Origin of the sequence: Mesorhizobium sp. M0960 (genome assembly GCF_040319055.1) — a bacterium.
In the GTDB taxonomy this organism is placed as follows: domain Bacteria; phylum Pseudomonadota; class Alphaproteobacteria; order Rhizobiales; family Rhizobiaceae; genus Mesorhizobium.
The window spans coordinates 91782-106534 of the sequence record NZ_JAMYNN010000015.1 but is presented as its reverse complement, the minus strand read 5'-3'; the positions used below and the strand labels follow the sequence as shown (position 1 = coordinate 106534).

Below are 14753 nucleotides of genomic sequence, written 5' to 3'. Positions count from 1 at the left end.
CGGCCTGGCTGCCAAGTTCTGCGGCGGGCGGGCACGTCAGGCTGGATTCTCCCAGATCATTTTGCTAGCGAGACATGATGAGCAACCGACTGCCGCCCGCTTGGTCCAAACACATAAAGTCCCGCCCGGCGCCGAAAGTGCAGCCGCCGAAAGCGAAACCGCCGTCGCGCGCGCAAGCTGACGACATGCTGTTGCGACAGGCGCTCGAACTCCAGCAAGCCAAGCGGCTTCCAGAGGCCGAGGAGTTATGCCATCGCGTTCTCGCCCGCACGCCAAACCACCCGCTTTCGCTGTACATCCTCGGCACGCTGGGGCTCGGTATCGACGATGAGTTGGCTCTCAAATATTTTGCACGAGCAGTAAGCCAGACGCCTCAAAATCCGTATTTCCACCTTAGCCTGGGAGAGGCCGGTCTGAAGCTTGGCGACAGCTTGCTTGCTATCAGGCACCTGCAGCGCGCCTGCGAATTGAAGCCCGATCTGGTGGAAGCGCTTTGCGGACTGGCGCGTGCCTACGTCAACTTCGACAAGGCCGAGATGGCTTTGCCCCTTTACGAGAAGGCACTGAAGATCAACGGCGACCATCCCATGGTCCGAATTGGTCTGGCTGGTGCGCTCGCCAGCCTCGGTCGCATGGACGAAGCCAGAGCCTATCTCAATCAGGCAATAGAACGTCGCGTCGATGTTGGGGCAGCCTACAACTACCTGGTCGACACGCAAAAGTTCACCGAAAAACCTGCCGAGCTCGACGCTATCCTGCGCGAACTCTCCAATCCCAGGCTCGAACCGGTTGCTGCATCCCAGCTCCATCACGCCGCAGGCAAAGTGCTGAACGATCTCGAGCGCTACGATGAGGCGATGGATCACTTCCAGAAGGCAAAAAAGGCCGCTGGTCACGATTTCGACCTGGAGTACTACCGCCGAAGTGTCGATTCCATGATCGAGATATTCAGCCCGTCACTATTGGAAGCCAAGGCTGGCCACGGCAGTCCATCCGAAGTGCCTGTGTTTGTGCTGGGCATGCCCCGGTCGGGGACGACGCTGACCGAGCAGATCTGCGCGAGCCATCCGGATGTCCATGGCGCCGGGGAGCTTACGAAGCTGCGCCGAATCGCGAACTCGATGGGCTTTAGAACACAATCGGATGAGGACCTGCGCAGTTCGATCATGTCGATGACGAGGGATCAGTCGAGGGCGCTGGCCGAAGAATACCTGTCTTATCTGCGCCAGCACGCGCCTGCCGCGCTCCGCATACTCGACAAGATGCCGCACAACTTCGAGTTTATCGGAGTGATTGGAATTCTTTTTCCCCACGCGCGCATCATTCATTGCCGGCGCGATGCCATCGACAATTGCGTGTCCTGCTTCGTCTTGCATTTCACCAAGGACCACGGCTACAACGCCGACCTTGAGACACTCGGCCTATACTACCGTGAATATGATCGCTTGATGCGGCATTGGAATAAGGTCTTTCCCGGACGTATTTTCGAAAGCCGCTACGAGACGCTGATTGCGGATCAGGAGGCGCAGTCGCGCCGTCTCATCGATCATCTCGGCTTGCCTTGGGACGATTCCTGCCTGCGCTTTTTCGAGAAGGACAGGTCGGTCAATACCCCCAGCCGCTGGCAGGTGCGGCAGCCGATCTATACATCATCGGTCAAGCGCTGGAAAAAATATGAGAGCACAATTCAGCCGCTGATTCACGCCTTGGGAGATCTAGCCGAACTTTGAACGAGTGGGTGGCGTTCGGCAGGCCGAGGTCGACGGTGACTTGCTGTCGAGATCCGTTGATCCTGTAGGCCAGCCCTTCAGATCGTGCCAAGATCTTCATTTTTTGCACGTTCGGACAAGCGGGCGCGGCGAGCATTACAATTGACCAGCTCAGCCCTGCGATAGGTATTCAGTGGCAGCCTGTATTCATGCACCGAGAGTTGTTAGCTGCGTCGCCCGATACGAAAAACCCGGCGGTTGGCCGCCGGGTTCGATCTCAATCAGGTTCGGATTGTTAGAATGAGCGCTGGAAGCGCAGCATCCCGCCGACGCTGTCCTTGTCGTCGGCATTGGTCCAGTTGCGATCGTAGGCTTTATCAAACTGACCGTCGCGAGCCCAATCGACTTCGGCAGTGATCGTGAAGCCGGGAACGATATCGTAGGCGATGTTCGCGGCGACGCCGTAGTTCTTGTCGTCGTCAACCGATGCTTGGAGGTTGAACGAGGTCTTCTCGTTGATGGTGTAGGTGCCACCACCCCAAACTGCCCAGTTGCCGCCCCACTGCTTATAGAAGTTGCGGTCGATGTTGTCGTCCGAACCGTAACCGGCCATGACGAACAGTGTCAGGTTCTGTATCGGCGTAACGTCGACGCGAACCTTGCCGGCCCACTCTTCCCAAGTGCTGTCATAGGCGGCAACACCGGTGATCGAGCCCCAACCCTGCGTGTATTTAATACCGCCGACCACATACGGAACATAGCTGTCGATCGAATCATTGCCGCTGTTGCTGTCTTGGAAAATGCCAGGATCCGCATCGGCACTGCCCGAACCGGTTTCCAACGAAGCCACGGCCGAGAAGCCGTTGCCGGCGTCGAAGTAGTACTGGACGACATTGGTGTCGAAGCCGCCATAGGGGACTAGCGTATCCTGGATGACGTTGCCGGCGTAGCCGATGAACGTGTCGAAGGCCGATTCGTCTTTGCCGACGCGCAAACCACCGAGTTGGACCCAGGCAAAGTTCAGCGAAACACTCGTACCGCCGTTAAAGTTGTCATCAAGATAATCGTTGTGGTTACCCCAGTTGAAACGGGTCTCGGTGTAGGTCTTCAAGGTGCCGAGCTCGGTTTCCTGGCCGGTCCAGGTCTTCAACGTGAATCGGGCGTGCTTGTAGTAGGTATCCTGCGAGCCGCCGTCCATCTGATCCGTGGTCTTCGCACCGTCGAAGGAGCCGACGTCGCCGATGCCGATGTCATAGCGGACATAGCCACCGATGCGCAGGCAGGTTTCGGTGCCGGGGATGTAGAAGTAGCCAGCGCCGTAGACGTCGCAAATCTTGACGTATTCAGCGGGTTCCGGCTCGGCGACGACGACGGCGTCGGCGGCGCGCGCACCGGAAACTGCGATCAGTGCCGCAGCGGAGCCGAGAAGAAGGCTCTTGATGTTCATTTTCTGACCTCCAGTCAAAAGTTAAAAAACGGGTCTGGGTATTCTTTGCTGAAGGACAGCGTTCCCTGCCCCATCCCCACTACCGAAAAAGATGCGCACCGCGCCGCTCCTTCAAACCCGACATTACCCATGAGGCGGCGGCGTTCAACCACGATCGTACCGGCAAAAGGTTTGTGTTGGCGCTATACCCCGGCGTTGTTGCACAAATGACACGATTTGGCCTCACTCCGAAAGCTCCCGTTAACCAACAGCCCTTCGCAAGCCGTTGCAAACGGCGGATTCCGGCGATGGTCGGCCCGAAATGTGACCATGGCGCGAGTCGCGAACCAGGGAATCGCCGCAGAATCGCCACATCGCTGGGCGGCGCTTTGGCGAAGGGTCGATTTTTCAAGGATAATAGCGCCAGCTTGTTGATTGTGCCGGCGCTTTTCTTTATCCACCGGCGCAACGGAGAGGTGGCCGAGTGGTCGAAGGCGCTCCCCTGCTAAGGGAGTAGAGGTCAAAAGCTTCTCGTGGGTTCGAATCCCATCCTCTCCGCCACCCTACGCCCTGCGGGCTTCGGGTGGCAGGCCACCCGGAACCGCATTTTGGGCGTAGGGTGTCGCCCGAAGCTACGAAGTAGCGTAGGGGGACTATGTGGTACGTCTATTTCCTGCAACTTCGTAACGGCGATGTCTACGTCGGGTCGACCAACGACCTTCGGCGCCGCTTCGAATCGCATCGATCAGGCTATGTGACTTCGACCAAGGCCTATCTGCCTGTAACTTTGAAGTCCTACATCGGGGTTGAAACCGAGGCCAACGCACGGCAACTCGAGCGATATTTCAAGACCGGTTCAGGCAAGGCCTTCGCCAGTAAGCGTTTTTGGCGGACAGGGCCTCACTGACGGCCTTAGGACTTATCTATTTGAAAATATAAATAAAAACAGCCGAACGAGCTGCTTTTTGCCGACCTCCGCCCTCGATTCTGACTGGAGGTCAGAAAATGAACATCAAGAGCCTTCTTCTCGGCTCCGCTGCGGCACTGATCGCAGTTTCCGGTGCGCGCGCCGCCGACGCCGTCGTCGTCGCCGAGCCGGAACCCGCTGAATACGTCAAGATTTGCGACGTCTACGGCGCTGGCTACTTCTACATCCCCGGCACCGAAATCTGCATGCGCATCGGCGGCTACGTCCGCTATGACATCTCCGCCGGCGATGCGGGCGCGTTCACTGGTGCCCGTTACCAAGACCTTTCGGAAGCCTTGGAAGGCAGGGACGATGTCAACGACGGCTATTTCAAGCAGGCTCGCTTCACGCTGAGGACCTATACCGGCCAGGAAACCGAGATGGGCACCTTGAAGACCTACACCGAGACCCGCTTCAACTGGGGAACCGGTTATCACGGGGTCGATCTCGACGGCAACCCGGCCACCCCTGATGCACAATTCTCCAGCTTTGGCAGCAGAGGCGTTTCGCTGAACTTCGCCTGGATCCAGCTCGGTGGTCTCCGCGTCGGTAAGGACGAAACGGCCTTCAATACGTTCACCGGTTACGCCGGCAACGTCATCAACGATACGCTGGTTCCCTACGGCGGCTTCGACACCAACGTCATCCAGTACTACTTCGATGCCGGCAACGGCTTCTCGGCCGTGGCGTCGTTGGAAACCGGTGAAGGCTTTATCCTCAACGACGACAACACCGCGCTCCACCTGGGTCACGATTCGATCGACAGCTATGTTCCATATGTCGTCGGCGGCGTGAAATACACGCAGGGCTGGGGTTCGATCTCGGGCGTCATTGCCTATGACAGCGCAGTGGAAGAATGGACAGGCAAGGCTCGCCTGGACGTGACGCCGATGCAGAACCTGACGCTGTTCCTGATGGCCGGCTACGGTTCGGACGACAATATCCCACGCAACTTCTACAAGCAGTGGAGCGGCAACTGGGCAGTTTGGGGTGGTGGCACTTACACCATCAACGAGAAGACCTCGTTCAACCTTCAGGCGGCGTATGACGAAGGCGAGAACGTCGGCATCGCGGCGAACATTGCCTACGACATCGTTCCCGGCTTCACGATCACGGCCGAAGTCGACTACCTGCACTTCGGTGACAACAATTTCGACAATTGGACCGGTGCTACCGACGAAAACAGCATCGGCGGTGTCCTCCGCTTCCAGCGCTCGTTCTAAGGGCTGGACTTAAGCAACTGAAATCCAGCCCGGGCGCTTCAACGCCCGGGCTGTTTTATTTTCGCGACTGGTAGCAAACAGAAGGAAAAGGGGGTTCGGTAGCTGAACAGGGTTGTGGAACGATGTCGTTGGGATCCACCACTGGTGGATGAAATCGGCCGCAACGCTTAAAACTCTTGAAAGGGCACCGCCAAGCAGGTAGGTCTAGGCCTATCCACTCGGGGGTGTGGCGAATAATGACGAACGATGCGATTCAAGAGGGAGGGACCTCTGATCATTTTTCGATGTTTTCTTCTCAAACTGCAAAGATAAAATACAGTTACAACAAGATACGAGAAGTAAAGTCGCACAGGATCGGAGAACTTTTTTCAGCATACCGGGATATACTTTGGGATGATGGGCGGCATAAGTACAATGTCAGCTCGTTCATCGGCGAAATAGACGAGATTCTCCTTGGGGAGCGTTTCAGCGCCTTTGACCAAAGCACCCTCGACAACCTTATCGGCACCTTGCGCCAGCGCGGCAACAGCAACGCAACCATCAACCGGAAGATGGCTGCCCTCAGCAAACTGCTGCGCAAGGCTCACAAGATGGGGGATATCCACAGCCTGCCCGAGTTCCGCCGCCAGAAAGAGCGGGCGGGACGGATTCGTTTCCTCGAAAGGGACGAGGAGGCTCGGCTGTTTGCCGCCATCAAAAGCCGCAGCGAGGACGCCTATCGGCTTTCCGTCTTTCTCGTCGACACCGGTTGCCGCCTCGGCGAAGCGCTGGGCTTGATCTGGAACGATATCCAGGAGCACCGCGTCAGTTTCTGGATCACCAAGTCCGGCCGCAGCCGCACCATCCCGATGACCGAGCGGGTAAAAGAGGTGATCAAGCTGCCGGCCACCGAGGGCCGCCGGCCTAAAGGCCCGTTCACCAAGCTTAGCCAGGCGCAGTTTCGTGCCATCTGGAACGATGCCAAGGCCGAAGTCGGGCTTGGCGCCGACGATCAGGTCGTGCCGCACATATTGCGCCATACATGCGCCTCGCGTCTCGTCCAGGGCGGCATCGATATCAGGCGTGTGCAGATGTGGCTCGGCCACCAGACGCTGTCCATGACCATGCGCTACGCCCATCTGGCCACCAACGATCTCGACGGTTGCGTCACCGTGCTTGAGACGCCGCGGTACAGTGGTTCGGACGACGGCGGGGCAAGTCCGTTGTCCTCTCCACCTTCGGCAAGGCGGGAACCAAAAGGTGAGCCGGCCGCAAGCAAGGCACCAAAGCCCGCGAAGAGAAGCGCCAAATCCTGACGGTTTGGGTGGATCTGGCGTAAGTCGGTCGATCTGACAACGGATTGCAGGCCAATACATCAAGTCGGCGCTGCCCCTCACCCTTACCCTCTCCCCGTGAAAAAACGGGGAGAGGGGAGTTCGTCAGCGTTGCGGCCGTCTGTCCTTCTCCCGTCACTACACGGGGAGAAGGTGCCAGCAGGCGGATGAGGGGCGGCGCCGACATCCAACAATTATTCTCCGGGACGCCAGCATAGCTGTTAATCGCTGCCAGAATGCTTCACAGGTACAAGATAAGGCAGAGAGTTACTTAAACTTACCGTGGTTTTACTTCCAACCGCTCCGCCGCTCCACCCGATCGAAAAAACCAGCGATCCTGCCCGGCAGGATCCCGGACTCCAAAAACGGTGCATGCCCCTGGCCGTCAGCGGTGATCGTCTCGATATCGGTATGGCGCGTCCGCATCTGCTCGAGCGTTTCGGCGGACAGCAGCTTCGAGTTGGCGCCGCGTATGACGAGCATTGGGATGGCCGCCAGCGCGTCGAACTGTGGCCAAAGATCGGGCATCGGCCGGCTGGGATCGAGGCCCGCCAGCGTATCGACCAGTTTCGGATCGAAATCGGGCAGAAATCCCTCCTCGGTCTCGCGGTAGAGGGCTGACGCCATCCGCTCCCAATCCGCATCGGTCAGCGCCGCAAAATCGGCGCCATGGGTGCTGCGCAGGCCGCGGACCACCTCTGCGTACGCCTTCGGCCTGGGCGCGGGGTCGAGATAGGAGCGGATATGGGCGAGCCCTTGCGTCTCGATCACCGGGCCGATGTCGTTGAGGACGACGGCCTTCAGCACGGCCGGCCGCATCGCCCCGAGCACATGCATGATCAGTCCGCCGCGCGACGTGCCGATGAAGGCAGCCTCCTCGATGCTCAGCGCCGCCAGCCCGGCGAGAATATCGCCAGCTTCGATGCCGATATTGTAATGGCCGATATCGGCATCGTAGCCGGACTGCCCGCGCCCGCGATAGTCGAAAGCGACGACCTTGCGCTTCGCCTGCGTCGACAGATAAAGCGCCAGCTCGTGAAAATCACGGCAATTGCGGGTCAGGCCGGGCAGGCAAACGACTGGCCAGCGGCCGGAATTCGCTTCGCCGTAGATGCGGGCGTGCAGGGACAGCCCGTCCGGCGCGGCGTAGAAGAAATCGGAGAAACCCTGCTCGGTTGCCATGTGGACTCCGTTCCTCTCGCTGCTGGCTTGTTTCAACTGCTACAGGCGAGGGGCCGGTAGGGTCAAATAGGGGAGGCGCCGAAGTTGCAGGGTCCCTCAAGGGGGAGATTGGCTGTCATCGTCGCTTTCGCCAAGTTTCGTCGGATGCAGAAAGGCACTGTCCACGAAGCTGGGACCCTTGGGGAGATGTCCGGCAGGACAGGGCGGGCCGCTGTCCGCCAACTCGACGTCCGGAACTTTCAAAGCCTGAAACAAAAACCCGCCTCGTTGGGCGGGTCGTCGGTGCGAATCAGCACTATGGTTAAATTAGTAGCATAGCTGCCGGCACAAAGCAAGAACAAAATACGCTGTGACCGGCAAACTTGGCTTGAAGCCCGGTCGTCACCCCCGGCCGTTCACCAGATCCCCGACCATGTCGTACTTGCCGGAGATACGCATCTTGTAGACCTCGTAATTCTCCATCACGCGCTGGACGTAACTTCTTGTTTCCGTATAGGGAATCCGCTCGATCCAGTCGACGACGGCATCGACGTCCTTGCCGCGCGGATCGCCGTATTTCGCCACCCACTGGGCGGCGCGGGCGGGGCCGGCATTGTAGCCGGCGAAGGTCAGCACGTAGGAGCCGTCGAAACGGCCGAGCTGCTCGCCGAGAAAGGCAGCGCCCAGCGTTGCATTGTAGCCGGCATCGGTGGTCAGCCGGGCCTGAGAAAATGTCATGCCGGCCTTCTTCGCCAATTGCTTGGCGGTGCCTGGCATTAGTTGCAGCAGTCCGCGCGCGCCGGCGCTGGAGATTGCGCCGATGTTGAACTCGCTTTCCTGGCGGGCAATCGCATAGGCCAGCGCCTTGCCCGAGCCGGAGATGTTGGCGGTGTCGGGAATGACGCCGAGCGGATGCGACAGCGCGCCGACATCGATGCCGCGGGCGCCGGCGATCTTGCCGATCTTCAGCGCCATGAAATGGTTGCCTTGTCTTTCCGCCAACACCGCAAGCAGCGCCAGTTCGCCGGGGTTGTTCAGCTGCCCGGCGAGGTCGCGGTAGAGCGTCTCGGCATAGCGGTCATAGCCGGCCTCCTGCAGCCGCTTGATGGCGCTGACCGCCTCGCGGGTGGCGAAATTCTGGCGGTCGGCGGCACTTGGCTGGGGGTAGACGATGTTGAGGGTCTGCCGGCCGACGCGCTCGCCGGCGAGCTGGCCGTAAAAGGTCGTGCCGTAGCTTGCGGCGCGGCTGAAATAATCCTTGGCATTGCCGGGGCCGCCGACTTCGGCGGCGCGGCCGAGCCAATAATAGGCGCGCGACAGCGACATTGGCCCTTGGGCGAGCTCCGCGATTCGCGCAAAATGCTTGGCGGCGATGCTCGGGTCCTTGAGGCCGCGCAGCGCGTACCAGCCGGCATGGAATTCCGCCTCGGCAGCATTGGCGGGACTTTCGGCGGCATGCGCGGCGACTATTCTGTAGGCGGTCTTCATGTCGCTCTGGTCGACCAGCTCGCGCGACAGCACCCGGCGCTCGACCCACCAGGCGTCCGGATCGACCAGAGCGTCGCGGTCGCCCGGCGCCTTCATCACCAGCGCGGCGGCGTCGGAAAATTTCTGCTGCTTGCGCAGATATTCGGCTTCGGCAAAGAGATAGCCGGCCGCCCGCTGCGCTGCCGGCACCGCCTTCAGCAGCTTGGCCGCGTTCTTGTCGCCTTTGGTGACCGCCGCCCAGGCATCGGCCAATTGCTGGGCGCCGGCGAGACCGGCGACGCGCAGCGCCGAAGCGACCCGGTCGGCATAAAACATGCGCTCCATGCGGAAGCGATGGTCGGCGGCCGGGATCAGCGCACCGAACTCGCGAATGACCGCCGCCTCGTCCCTGGCTTCGAGCTTTTCGGTGCGCCAGAATGGCGACAGCACCGAGCGCGCCGCCTTGGTATCGCCCAGCGCTACATAGGAGCGGGCCAGGATCAGCACGCCCTCGAAGGTCAGCGGCTGGCTGCCGTCGAACGCCCGCACCACGATCTGCGGCGTGGGGTTCTCGCGATAGAGCGCGCGCTCGCTGTTCCTGCGCAAGGCGATCGTACCCGGCCAGTTCGGCAGCATCTTTGCCGCATCGGCGATGTCGCCGCTCGGCACCTGGTCGCCGCCATAGAGCGCGATCGCCCAGGCAAGGATGTGCCGGTCGAGCGATTTGGCCGGCAGCGCTTCGCGCACCTGGCGCGCGCGCGCAATGTCGTTTGCCGCCAGCGCATCGAGACCGCTCTTCAGCACCGCGACGCTCGCGGACGGGGACTGCTGCACCGCATCGTTCTGCGGCTCGGTCATCGGAATCGCCGACGTAACCTGCACATCGACGCTGCTGCCGATCGCCGCGCCGGGAATCAGGGCGACGATCGCGCCGATAAGCGCGAAAAGATGAGGCCGCCTGATCGGCATGGATTTGGTCATCCCCGTTCTTCGACGCTACAACAGACACAGATGAATTGAAGCTTACTCGTCTGTGATGAAGGGCCCGTAAAGAAAACCTTCTCGAGGTCATTCGAATTGCAATTGCTGGCGCAATGCTTGCCGCGCAACAATGTCGAGACTATGGTGCGCCGCTTCGCTTTCGGCTAGAAGGCGCGCACGACAAACCCGAAAGTCCCCAAGGAGTTGGACGACATGCTGAGAGGCTCGCTGACCGCGCTCGTCACACCGTTCGAAAAGAGCGGCCGTTTCGACGAGAAAGCCTTTCGCGCCTTCATCGCCTGGCAGATCGCCGAAGGCACGACGGGCGTGGTCCCGGTCGGCACCACAGGCGAGTCGCCGACGCTGTCGCATGACGAGCACCGCCAAGTCGTCAAGGTCTGCATCGAGGTCGCCAAGGGCCGGGTTCCTATCGTTGCCGGCGCCGGCTCCAACAACACCGAAGAGGCGGTTGGCCTGGTCCAGTATGCCGAGAAGGCGGGCGCCGACGCGGCCCTTGTCGTCACGCCCTATTACAACAGGCCGACGCAGCGCGGCCTCTACGCGCATTTCGCCGCCGTCGCCAAGGCTACCAGCCTGCCGATCATCATCTACAACATTCCGCCCCGCTCGGTGGTCGACATGAGCCCGGAGACGATGGGGCAATTGGTGCACGACTTCAAGAACATCGTCGGCGTCAAGGATGCCACCGGCAAGGTCGAGCGGGTTTCGGAGCAGCGCGCCACCTGCGGCAAGGATTTCATCCAGCTCTCCGGCGAGGACGCCTCGGCCCTCGGCTTCAACGCGCATGGCGGCGTCGGCTGCATCTCGGTGACGGCAAATGTCGCGCCCAGACTCTGCGCCGAATTCCAGGAGGCGACGCTTTCCGGCGACAGCGCCAAGGCGCTCGACCTGCAGGACCGTCTGTTGCCACTGCACAAGGCGATTTTCCTGGAACCCGGCGTTTCCGGCGCGAAATATGCGCTGTCGAAGCTGGGCAAGGTCGAGAACGTGCTGCGCTCGCCGCTAATGACGGTCGAGCCGTCGACCGCCGAGAAGATCGACGCGGCGATGAAGCACGCCGGCTTGATAAATTAGGGATGAGGCGCCACCTCTCCGCATCATGAATCAAGTCAGAAAAGCCGATCCCAACAACAAGACCGTTGCGGAAAACCGCAAGGCGCGGTTTTCCTATGAGGTGCTCGACACGATCGAGGCCGGCCTGGTGCTGACCGGTACCGAAGTGAAGTCGCTGCGCCAGGGCCAGGCCAATATCCAGGACAGCTATGCCTCGGTCGAGGGCGGCGAGATTTGGCTGATCAACTCCTATTTGCCGGAATATCTGCAGGCCAACCGCTTCAACCACGAGCCGCGCCGACGCCGCAAACTCCTGCTCAACAAGCGCGAGATGGCCAAGCTGTCGCAGAGCGTCGACCGCGAAGGCATGACGCTGGTGCCGCTGAAGATCTATTTCAACGACCAAGGGCGGGCGAAGGTGCTGCTCGCCGTCGGCCGCGGCAAGAAGCTGCACGACAAGCGTGAGACCGAAAAGCAGCGCGACTGGTCGCGCGAGAAGGGCCGGCTGCTGAAAGAGCGAGGGTGAGGAGAGGTCCGCGAAGCGGACGAAAAGCCAGTGATTTGGCTTTTCGAGCGACGAACGCCCGGAGCCATGGCGGAGGGCAGGGCGGACCAATAGGGATAGGTCTCGTTTGAAAAACCGGATCGTCTTGTGGGGCGCGGCCGGTCTGCTCCTGGCGGGCCTCGTCCTGGCCGGCGGCTATGCCTACTTCCAGACGTTTTCTCCGGACCGCGGCAAATATCCGGTCAGGGGCATCGACGTTTCCCATCATCAGCGGCAGATCGACTGGCGGCGTGTTGCCGCCGACGATGTCGCCTTCGCCGTTCTCAAGGCAACTGAAGGCGGCGACCATGTCGACGATGCCTTCGCCGCCAATTTGCGTGCGGCCCGCGCCGCCGGCCTTGCCGTCGGCGCCTATCACTTCTTCACCTTCTGCAGGCCGGGTGCCGATCAGGCACGCAACTTCATCTCGGTGGTGCCGCGCGATCAGCCTTTGCTGCCGCCGGTGGTAGACATCGAGTTCGGCGGCAATTGCCCGCAGCGGCCAACTCCCGAACAGTTGAGCGCCGAACTCTCAGCCTTCCTCGGCCCGGTCGAAGCAGCGTTCGGCAAGACGGCGATCCTCTATGTGACCGACGAGGCCGCGCAAGCCTATGCCGGGCAGATAGCCGGCCGCCCGCGTTGGCTGCGTTCGCTGGCGCTGCGGCCAGGCCATAACGACTGGATTTACTGGCAGTACCACAACCGGGGCCGCGTCGACGGCATCAGCGGCGACGTCGACCTGAATGTTCTCCAAGGCGGGCCGGCGACGCTGGCCGCGTTGTTTGCCGCAGCGCCTGAAGCGACGGCGTCGGATTGACGCTATTCCTGTCCAGCGAGAGCACCCTCAGTGGGCGATGACGGGAACGACGAAGCCTTCGCCAAGGTGGCTATTCATATCGCAGGCGGCGCCGTGCTAAGTACATTTGATGCCGGAGCGCCCTTCATCAGCCAATGACAGCAACGCCCCGCCTGCTGCGACGGACGGTGGGGATCCCCGCCTGGCGTTTGTCTATGCGGAGGCGGTGCGTGGCCTCCAACACCAGCAGGGCGTGGTTGAAAGTCTCAATACGCGCGCTGGAAATCTGATTTTTGCAACTGCGTTCGCGAGTTCTCTCCTTGGGGGCAGGGCGCTCCTGGATGGCGTGGGGCCTTGGGACTGGCTGGCGCTGACATTGCTTTTTCTTATCGGACTGCTGGTCGCGATTATGGTGTGGCCATATTATAACTATACGTTCCGTTTCGATCCCGAGAAGCTGCTCCAGGATTTCGTCGATCAGCATCCTCCCGCAACCATGGATGGGATGCACCGAGCGCTTGCGCTGCGCATCAAATCCGACATGGCCAGCAATTGGCGGATCATCCAACGCCTGCGCGTCGCGCTGCAGCTTGCACTGTTACTATGGTTGCTGGATCTCTTGGCCTGGTTGTTCGCGATCACCCGAATCTAGGGCTTGTGCGCCGGCGGGCGTCGTCCGGCTCTCAGTCTTCAGAAAAGCTTCTATCTGACTGAAAACGTTGACGAACATGGCTTGCGTCAGTACGCCCGTATTGGTGTTGTAGCGCGAGCAATGATAGCTGGAAAACAGCGCGATGCCATTGGCCTGCTGCTGCCCACCATGCTGGAACGGATAGGCGGCGACGCGCTGGCCGAGCGCCCGCACGGTCGACTGGTGCGCGATCGAGCCCAGCGCCAGCACGGCGCGCAGGTTTGGAAATCGGGCGATCGTCGGTACCAGGAACGTCCGGCAGGTGGCTATCTCGGCACCAACCGGCTTGTTCTCCGGCGGCACGCAGCGCACCGCATTGGTAATCGCCGTACCGACAAGCTCCAGCCCGTCATCTGGTCGCGCTTTGAATTCGCCGCGCGCAAAGCCGTGCGCGATTAGCGTATTGTAGAGCAGATCACCGGCAAAATCGCCGGTGAAGGGGCGCCCCGTCCGGTTCGCGCCGCGCAGGCCAGGCGCCAGCCCGACGATCAGCAAGCGCACCGCATCCTCGCCTTCCGGCGGCAAAAAGGTCGGCACTGGCGCGTTGAACCAGGACGGCTCGCGCTGCCGCCACTCGGCGATGAAGTCGTGCAGCCGCGGACAAAGCGGGCAGTCGCGATCGGGTTCGGGAGAGGCGGCCAGGGGCGCGGTCAAGGCAACGACCGTCAATAGTCTTCCTCGTCGACTTCGGCCGGCTCGGACCGGCGTACCGGCCGCTCCGACGGATCGCGGCCGACTTCATTCTTGAGCGCCATCAAGTCGATGAAATGGTCGGCCTGGCGGCGCAGGTCATCGGAGATCATCGGCGGCTGCGATGCCATGGTCGAGACGATCGAGACCTTGCGCCCACGCCGCTGCAGCGCCTCGACCAGCGTGCGGAAATCGCCGTCACCTGAGAAGATGACATAATGGTCGACGACATCGGCGAGCTCGAGCGCATCGACGGTCAGCTCGATATCCATATTGCCCTTGATCTTGCGGCGGCCGGTCGAGTCGGTGAATTCCTTGGCTGGCTTGGTCACCACCTTGAAGCCGTTATAATCTAGCCAGTCGATCAGCGGCCGAATCGAGGAGTATTCCTGATCCTCGACCAGCGCGGTGTAGTAATAAGCGCGCAGCAGATAGCCGCGTTTCTGGAAGCTCGACAGAAGTTTGCGGTAGTCGATGTCAAAGCCCAGCGCGCGCGAGGTGGCGTAGAGATTGGCACCGTCGATAAAGAGAGCGATTTTTTCACGAGGATCGAACATGGAAAAATGTCCTTTTTCGAAATAAGCGGTCGTCTAAATGCGTGGCGACTATCGGCCGGTCTGATAATAGACCTGTTGGCCTTCATCGTTCGAGATAACGCCAGTTTTACGGCAATCCAAGGCACCATCCGGCACCGCAAGCAATTGTGATCGG

13 protein-coding genes and 1 tRNA gene are annotated in these 14753 nt (G+C 60.8%); 9 read left to right on the top strand and 5 right to left on the bottom strand.

What is annotated here, in order from left to right; translation table 11 throughout:
* Positions 1-77 precede the first annotated feature (77 nt).
* A complete protein-coding gene (locus NKH63_RS23600) occupies positions 78-1730 on the top strand; it encodes a tetratricopeptide repeat-containing sulfotransferase family protein (RefSeq protein WP_352481865.1) in 1653 nt (550 codons plus the stop codon).
* 274 nt (positions 1731-2004) lie between these two features.
* Here NKH63_RS23600 and NKH63_RS23595 read toward each other — a convergent pair whose 3' ends face one another.
* A complete protein-coding gene (locus NKH63_RS23595; protein ID WP_352481864.1) occupies positions 2005-3156 on the bottom strand; it encodes a porin in 1152 nt (383 codons plus the stop codon).
* Between the two features lie 449 nt (positions 3157-3605).
* Between NKH63_RS23595 and NKH63_RS23590 the strand changes: the two genes are divergently transcribed.
* The 4 genes from NKH63_RS23590 to NKH63_RS23575 all read left to right on the top strand — a co-directional run bounded on the left by NKH63_RS23590 (position 3606) and on the right by NKH63_RS23575 (position 6620).
* Positions 3606-3696 (top strand) — tRNA-Ser (locus tag NKH63_RS23590).
* A 94-nt stretch (positions 3697-3790) separates the two neighbouring features.
* The gene (locus tag NKH63_RS23585) at positions 3791-4042 is read left to right on the top strand and encodes a GIY-YIG nuclease family protein (protein ID WP_023721031.1); all 252 of its coding nucleotides are present in this window, start codon (positions 3791-3793) and stop codon (positions 4040-4042) included.
* Between the two features lie 98 nt (positions 4043-4140).
* On the top strand, positions 4141-5325 hold the full coding sequence (locus NKH63_RS23580; protein WP_023719899.1) for a porin: 1185 nt from the start codon (positions 4141-4143) through the stop codon (positions 5323-5325).
* A 236-nt stretch (positions 5326-5561) separates the two neighbouring features.
* Positions 5562-6620, top strand: a complete 1059-nt coding sequence (locus tag NKH63_RS23575; RefSeq protein ID WP_198030509.1) for a site-specific integrase — start codon at positions 5562-5564, stop codon at positions 6618-6620.
* A gap of 306 nt (positions 6621-6926) precedes the next feature.
* On the opposite strand, the gene NKH63_RS23570 is transcribed toward NKH63_RS23575, so the two are convergent.
* Positions 6927-7820, bottom strand: a complete 894-nt coding sequence (locus NKH63_RS23570; protein WP_352481862.1) for an alpha/beta fold hydrolase — start codon at positions 7818-7820, stop codon at positions 6927-6929.
* 381 nt (positions 7821-8201) lie between these two features.
* Positions 8202-10235 (bottom strand): lytic transglycosylase domain-containing protein, encoded by a 2034-nt coding sequence (locus tag NKH63_RS23565; RefSeq protein WP_352481910.1) that lies wholly within the window; start codon positions 10233-10235, stop codon positions 8202-8204.
* 225 nt (positions 10236-10460) lie between these two features.
* Between NKH63_RS23565 and dapA the strand changes: the two genes are divergently transcribed.
* The 4 genes from dapA to NKH63_RS23545 all read left to right on the top strand — a co-directional run bounded on the left by dapA (position 10461) and on the right by NKH63_RS23545 (position 13313).
* Positions 10461-11342, top strand: a complete 882-nt coding sequence (gene dapA / locus NKH63_RS23560) for a 4-hydroxy-tetrahydrodipicolinate synthase (RefSeq protein ID WP_023719896.1) — start codon at positions 10461-10463, stop codon at positions 11340-11342.
* A gap of 25 nt (positions 11343-11367) precedes the next feature.
* Positions 11368-11847, top strand: coding sequence for an SsrA-binding protein SmpB (smpB, locus tag NKH63_RS23555; protein ID WP_023719895.1), 480 nt, complete (start codon positions 11368-11370; stop codon positions 11845-11847).
* 106 nt (positions 11848-11953) lie between these two features.
* Positions 11954-12682 (top strand): GH25 family lysozyme, encoded by a 729-nt coding sequence (locus NKH63_RS23550; protein WP_352918890.1) that lies wholly within the window; start codon positions 11954-11956, stop codon positions 12680-12682.
* 109 nt (positions 12683-12791) lie between these two features.
* Positions 12792-13313, top strand: a complete 522-nt coding sequence (locus NKH63_RS23545) for a hypothetical protein (RefSeq protein ID WP_245278618.1) — start codon at positions 12792-12794, stop codon at positions 13311-13313.
* On the opposite strand, the gene NKH63_RS23540 is transcribed toward NKH63_RS23545, so the two are convergent.
* Together NKH63_RS23540 and NKH63_RS23535 are read right to left on the bottom strand one after the other, a co-directional pair.
* Complete coding sequence (locus NKH63_RS23540) at positions 13263-14021, bottom strand: uracil-DNA glycosylase (RefSeq protein ID WP_245278617.1); 759 nt, start codon at positions 14019-14021, stop codon at positions 13263-13265. The genes NKH63_RS23545 and NKH63_RS23540 overlap by 51 nt on opposite strands.
* On the bottom strand, positions 14018-14599 hold the full coding sequence (locus NKH63_RS23535; RefSeq protein WP_023719891.1) for a LabA-like NYN domain-containing protein: 582 nt from the start codon (positions 14597-14599) through the stop codon (positions 14018-14020). Before NKH63_RS23535 ends, NKH63_RS23540 begins: the two co-directional genes overlap by 4 nt.
* Positions 14600-14753: the final 154 nt, after the last annotated feature.

Bases quoted from the DNA above. Each gene is read 5' to 3' on its own strand.
- NKH63_RS23600 (WP_352481865.1), top strand. From the start codon at position 78: ATGAGCAACCGACTGCCGCCCGCTTGGTCCAAACACATAAAGTCCCGC.
- NKH63_RS23595 (WP_352481864.1), bottom strand. From the start codon at position 3,156: ATGAACATCAAGAGCCTTCTTCTCGGCTCCGCTGCGGCACTGATCGCA.
- NKH63_RS23585 (WP_023721031.1), top strand. From the start codon at position 3,791: ATGTGGTACGTCTATTTCCTGCAACTTCGTAACGGCGATGTCTACGTC.
- NKH63_RS23580 (WP_023719899.1), top strand. From the start codon at position 4,141: ATGAACATCAAGAGCCTTCTTCTCGGCTCCGCTGCGGCACTGATCGCA.
- NKH63_RS23575 (WP_198030509.1), top strand. From the start codon at position 5,562: ATGACGAACGATGCGATTCAAGAGGGAGGGACCTCTGATCATTTTTCG.
- NKH63_RS23570 (WP_352481862.1), bottom strand. From the start codon at position 7,820: ATGGCAACCGAGCAGGGTTTCTCCGATTTCTTCTACGCCGCGCCGGAC.
- NKH63_RS23565 (WP_352481910.1), bottom strand. From the start codon at position 10,235: ATGCCGATCAGGCGGCCTCATCTTTTCGCGCTTATCGGCGCGATCGTC.
- dapA (WP_023719896.1), top strand. From the start codon at position 10,461: ATGCTGAGAGGCTCGCTGACCGCGCTCGTCACACCGTTCGAAAAGAGC.
- smpB (WP_023719895.1), top strand. From the start codon at position 11,368: ATGAATCAAGTCAGAAAAGCCGATCCCAACAACAAGACCGTTGCGGAA.
- NKH63_RS23545 (WP_245278618.1), top strand. From the start codon at position 12,792: ATGCCGGAGCGCCCTTCATCAGCCAATGACAGCAACGCCCCGCCTGCT.
- NKH63_RS23535 (WP_023719891.1), bottom strand. From the start codon at position 14,599: ATGTTCGATCCTCGTGAAAAAATCGCTCTCTTTATCGACGGTGCCAAT.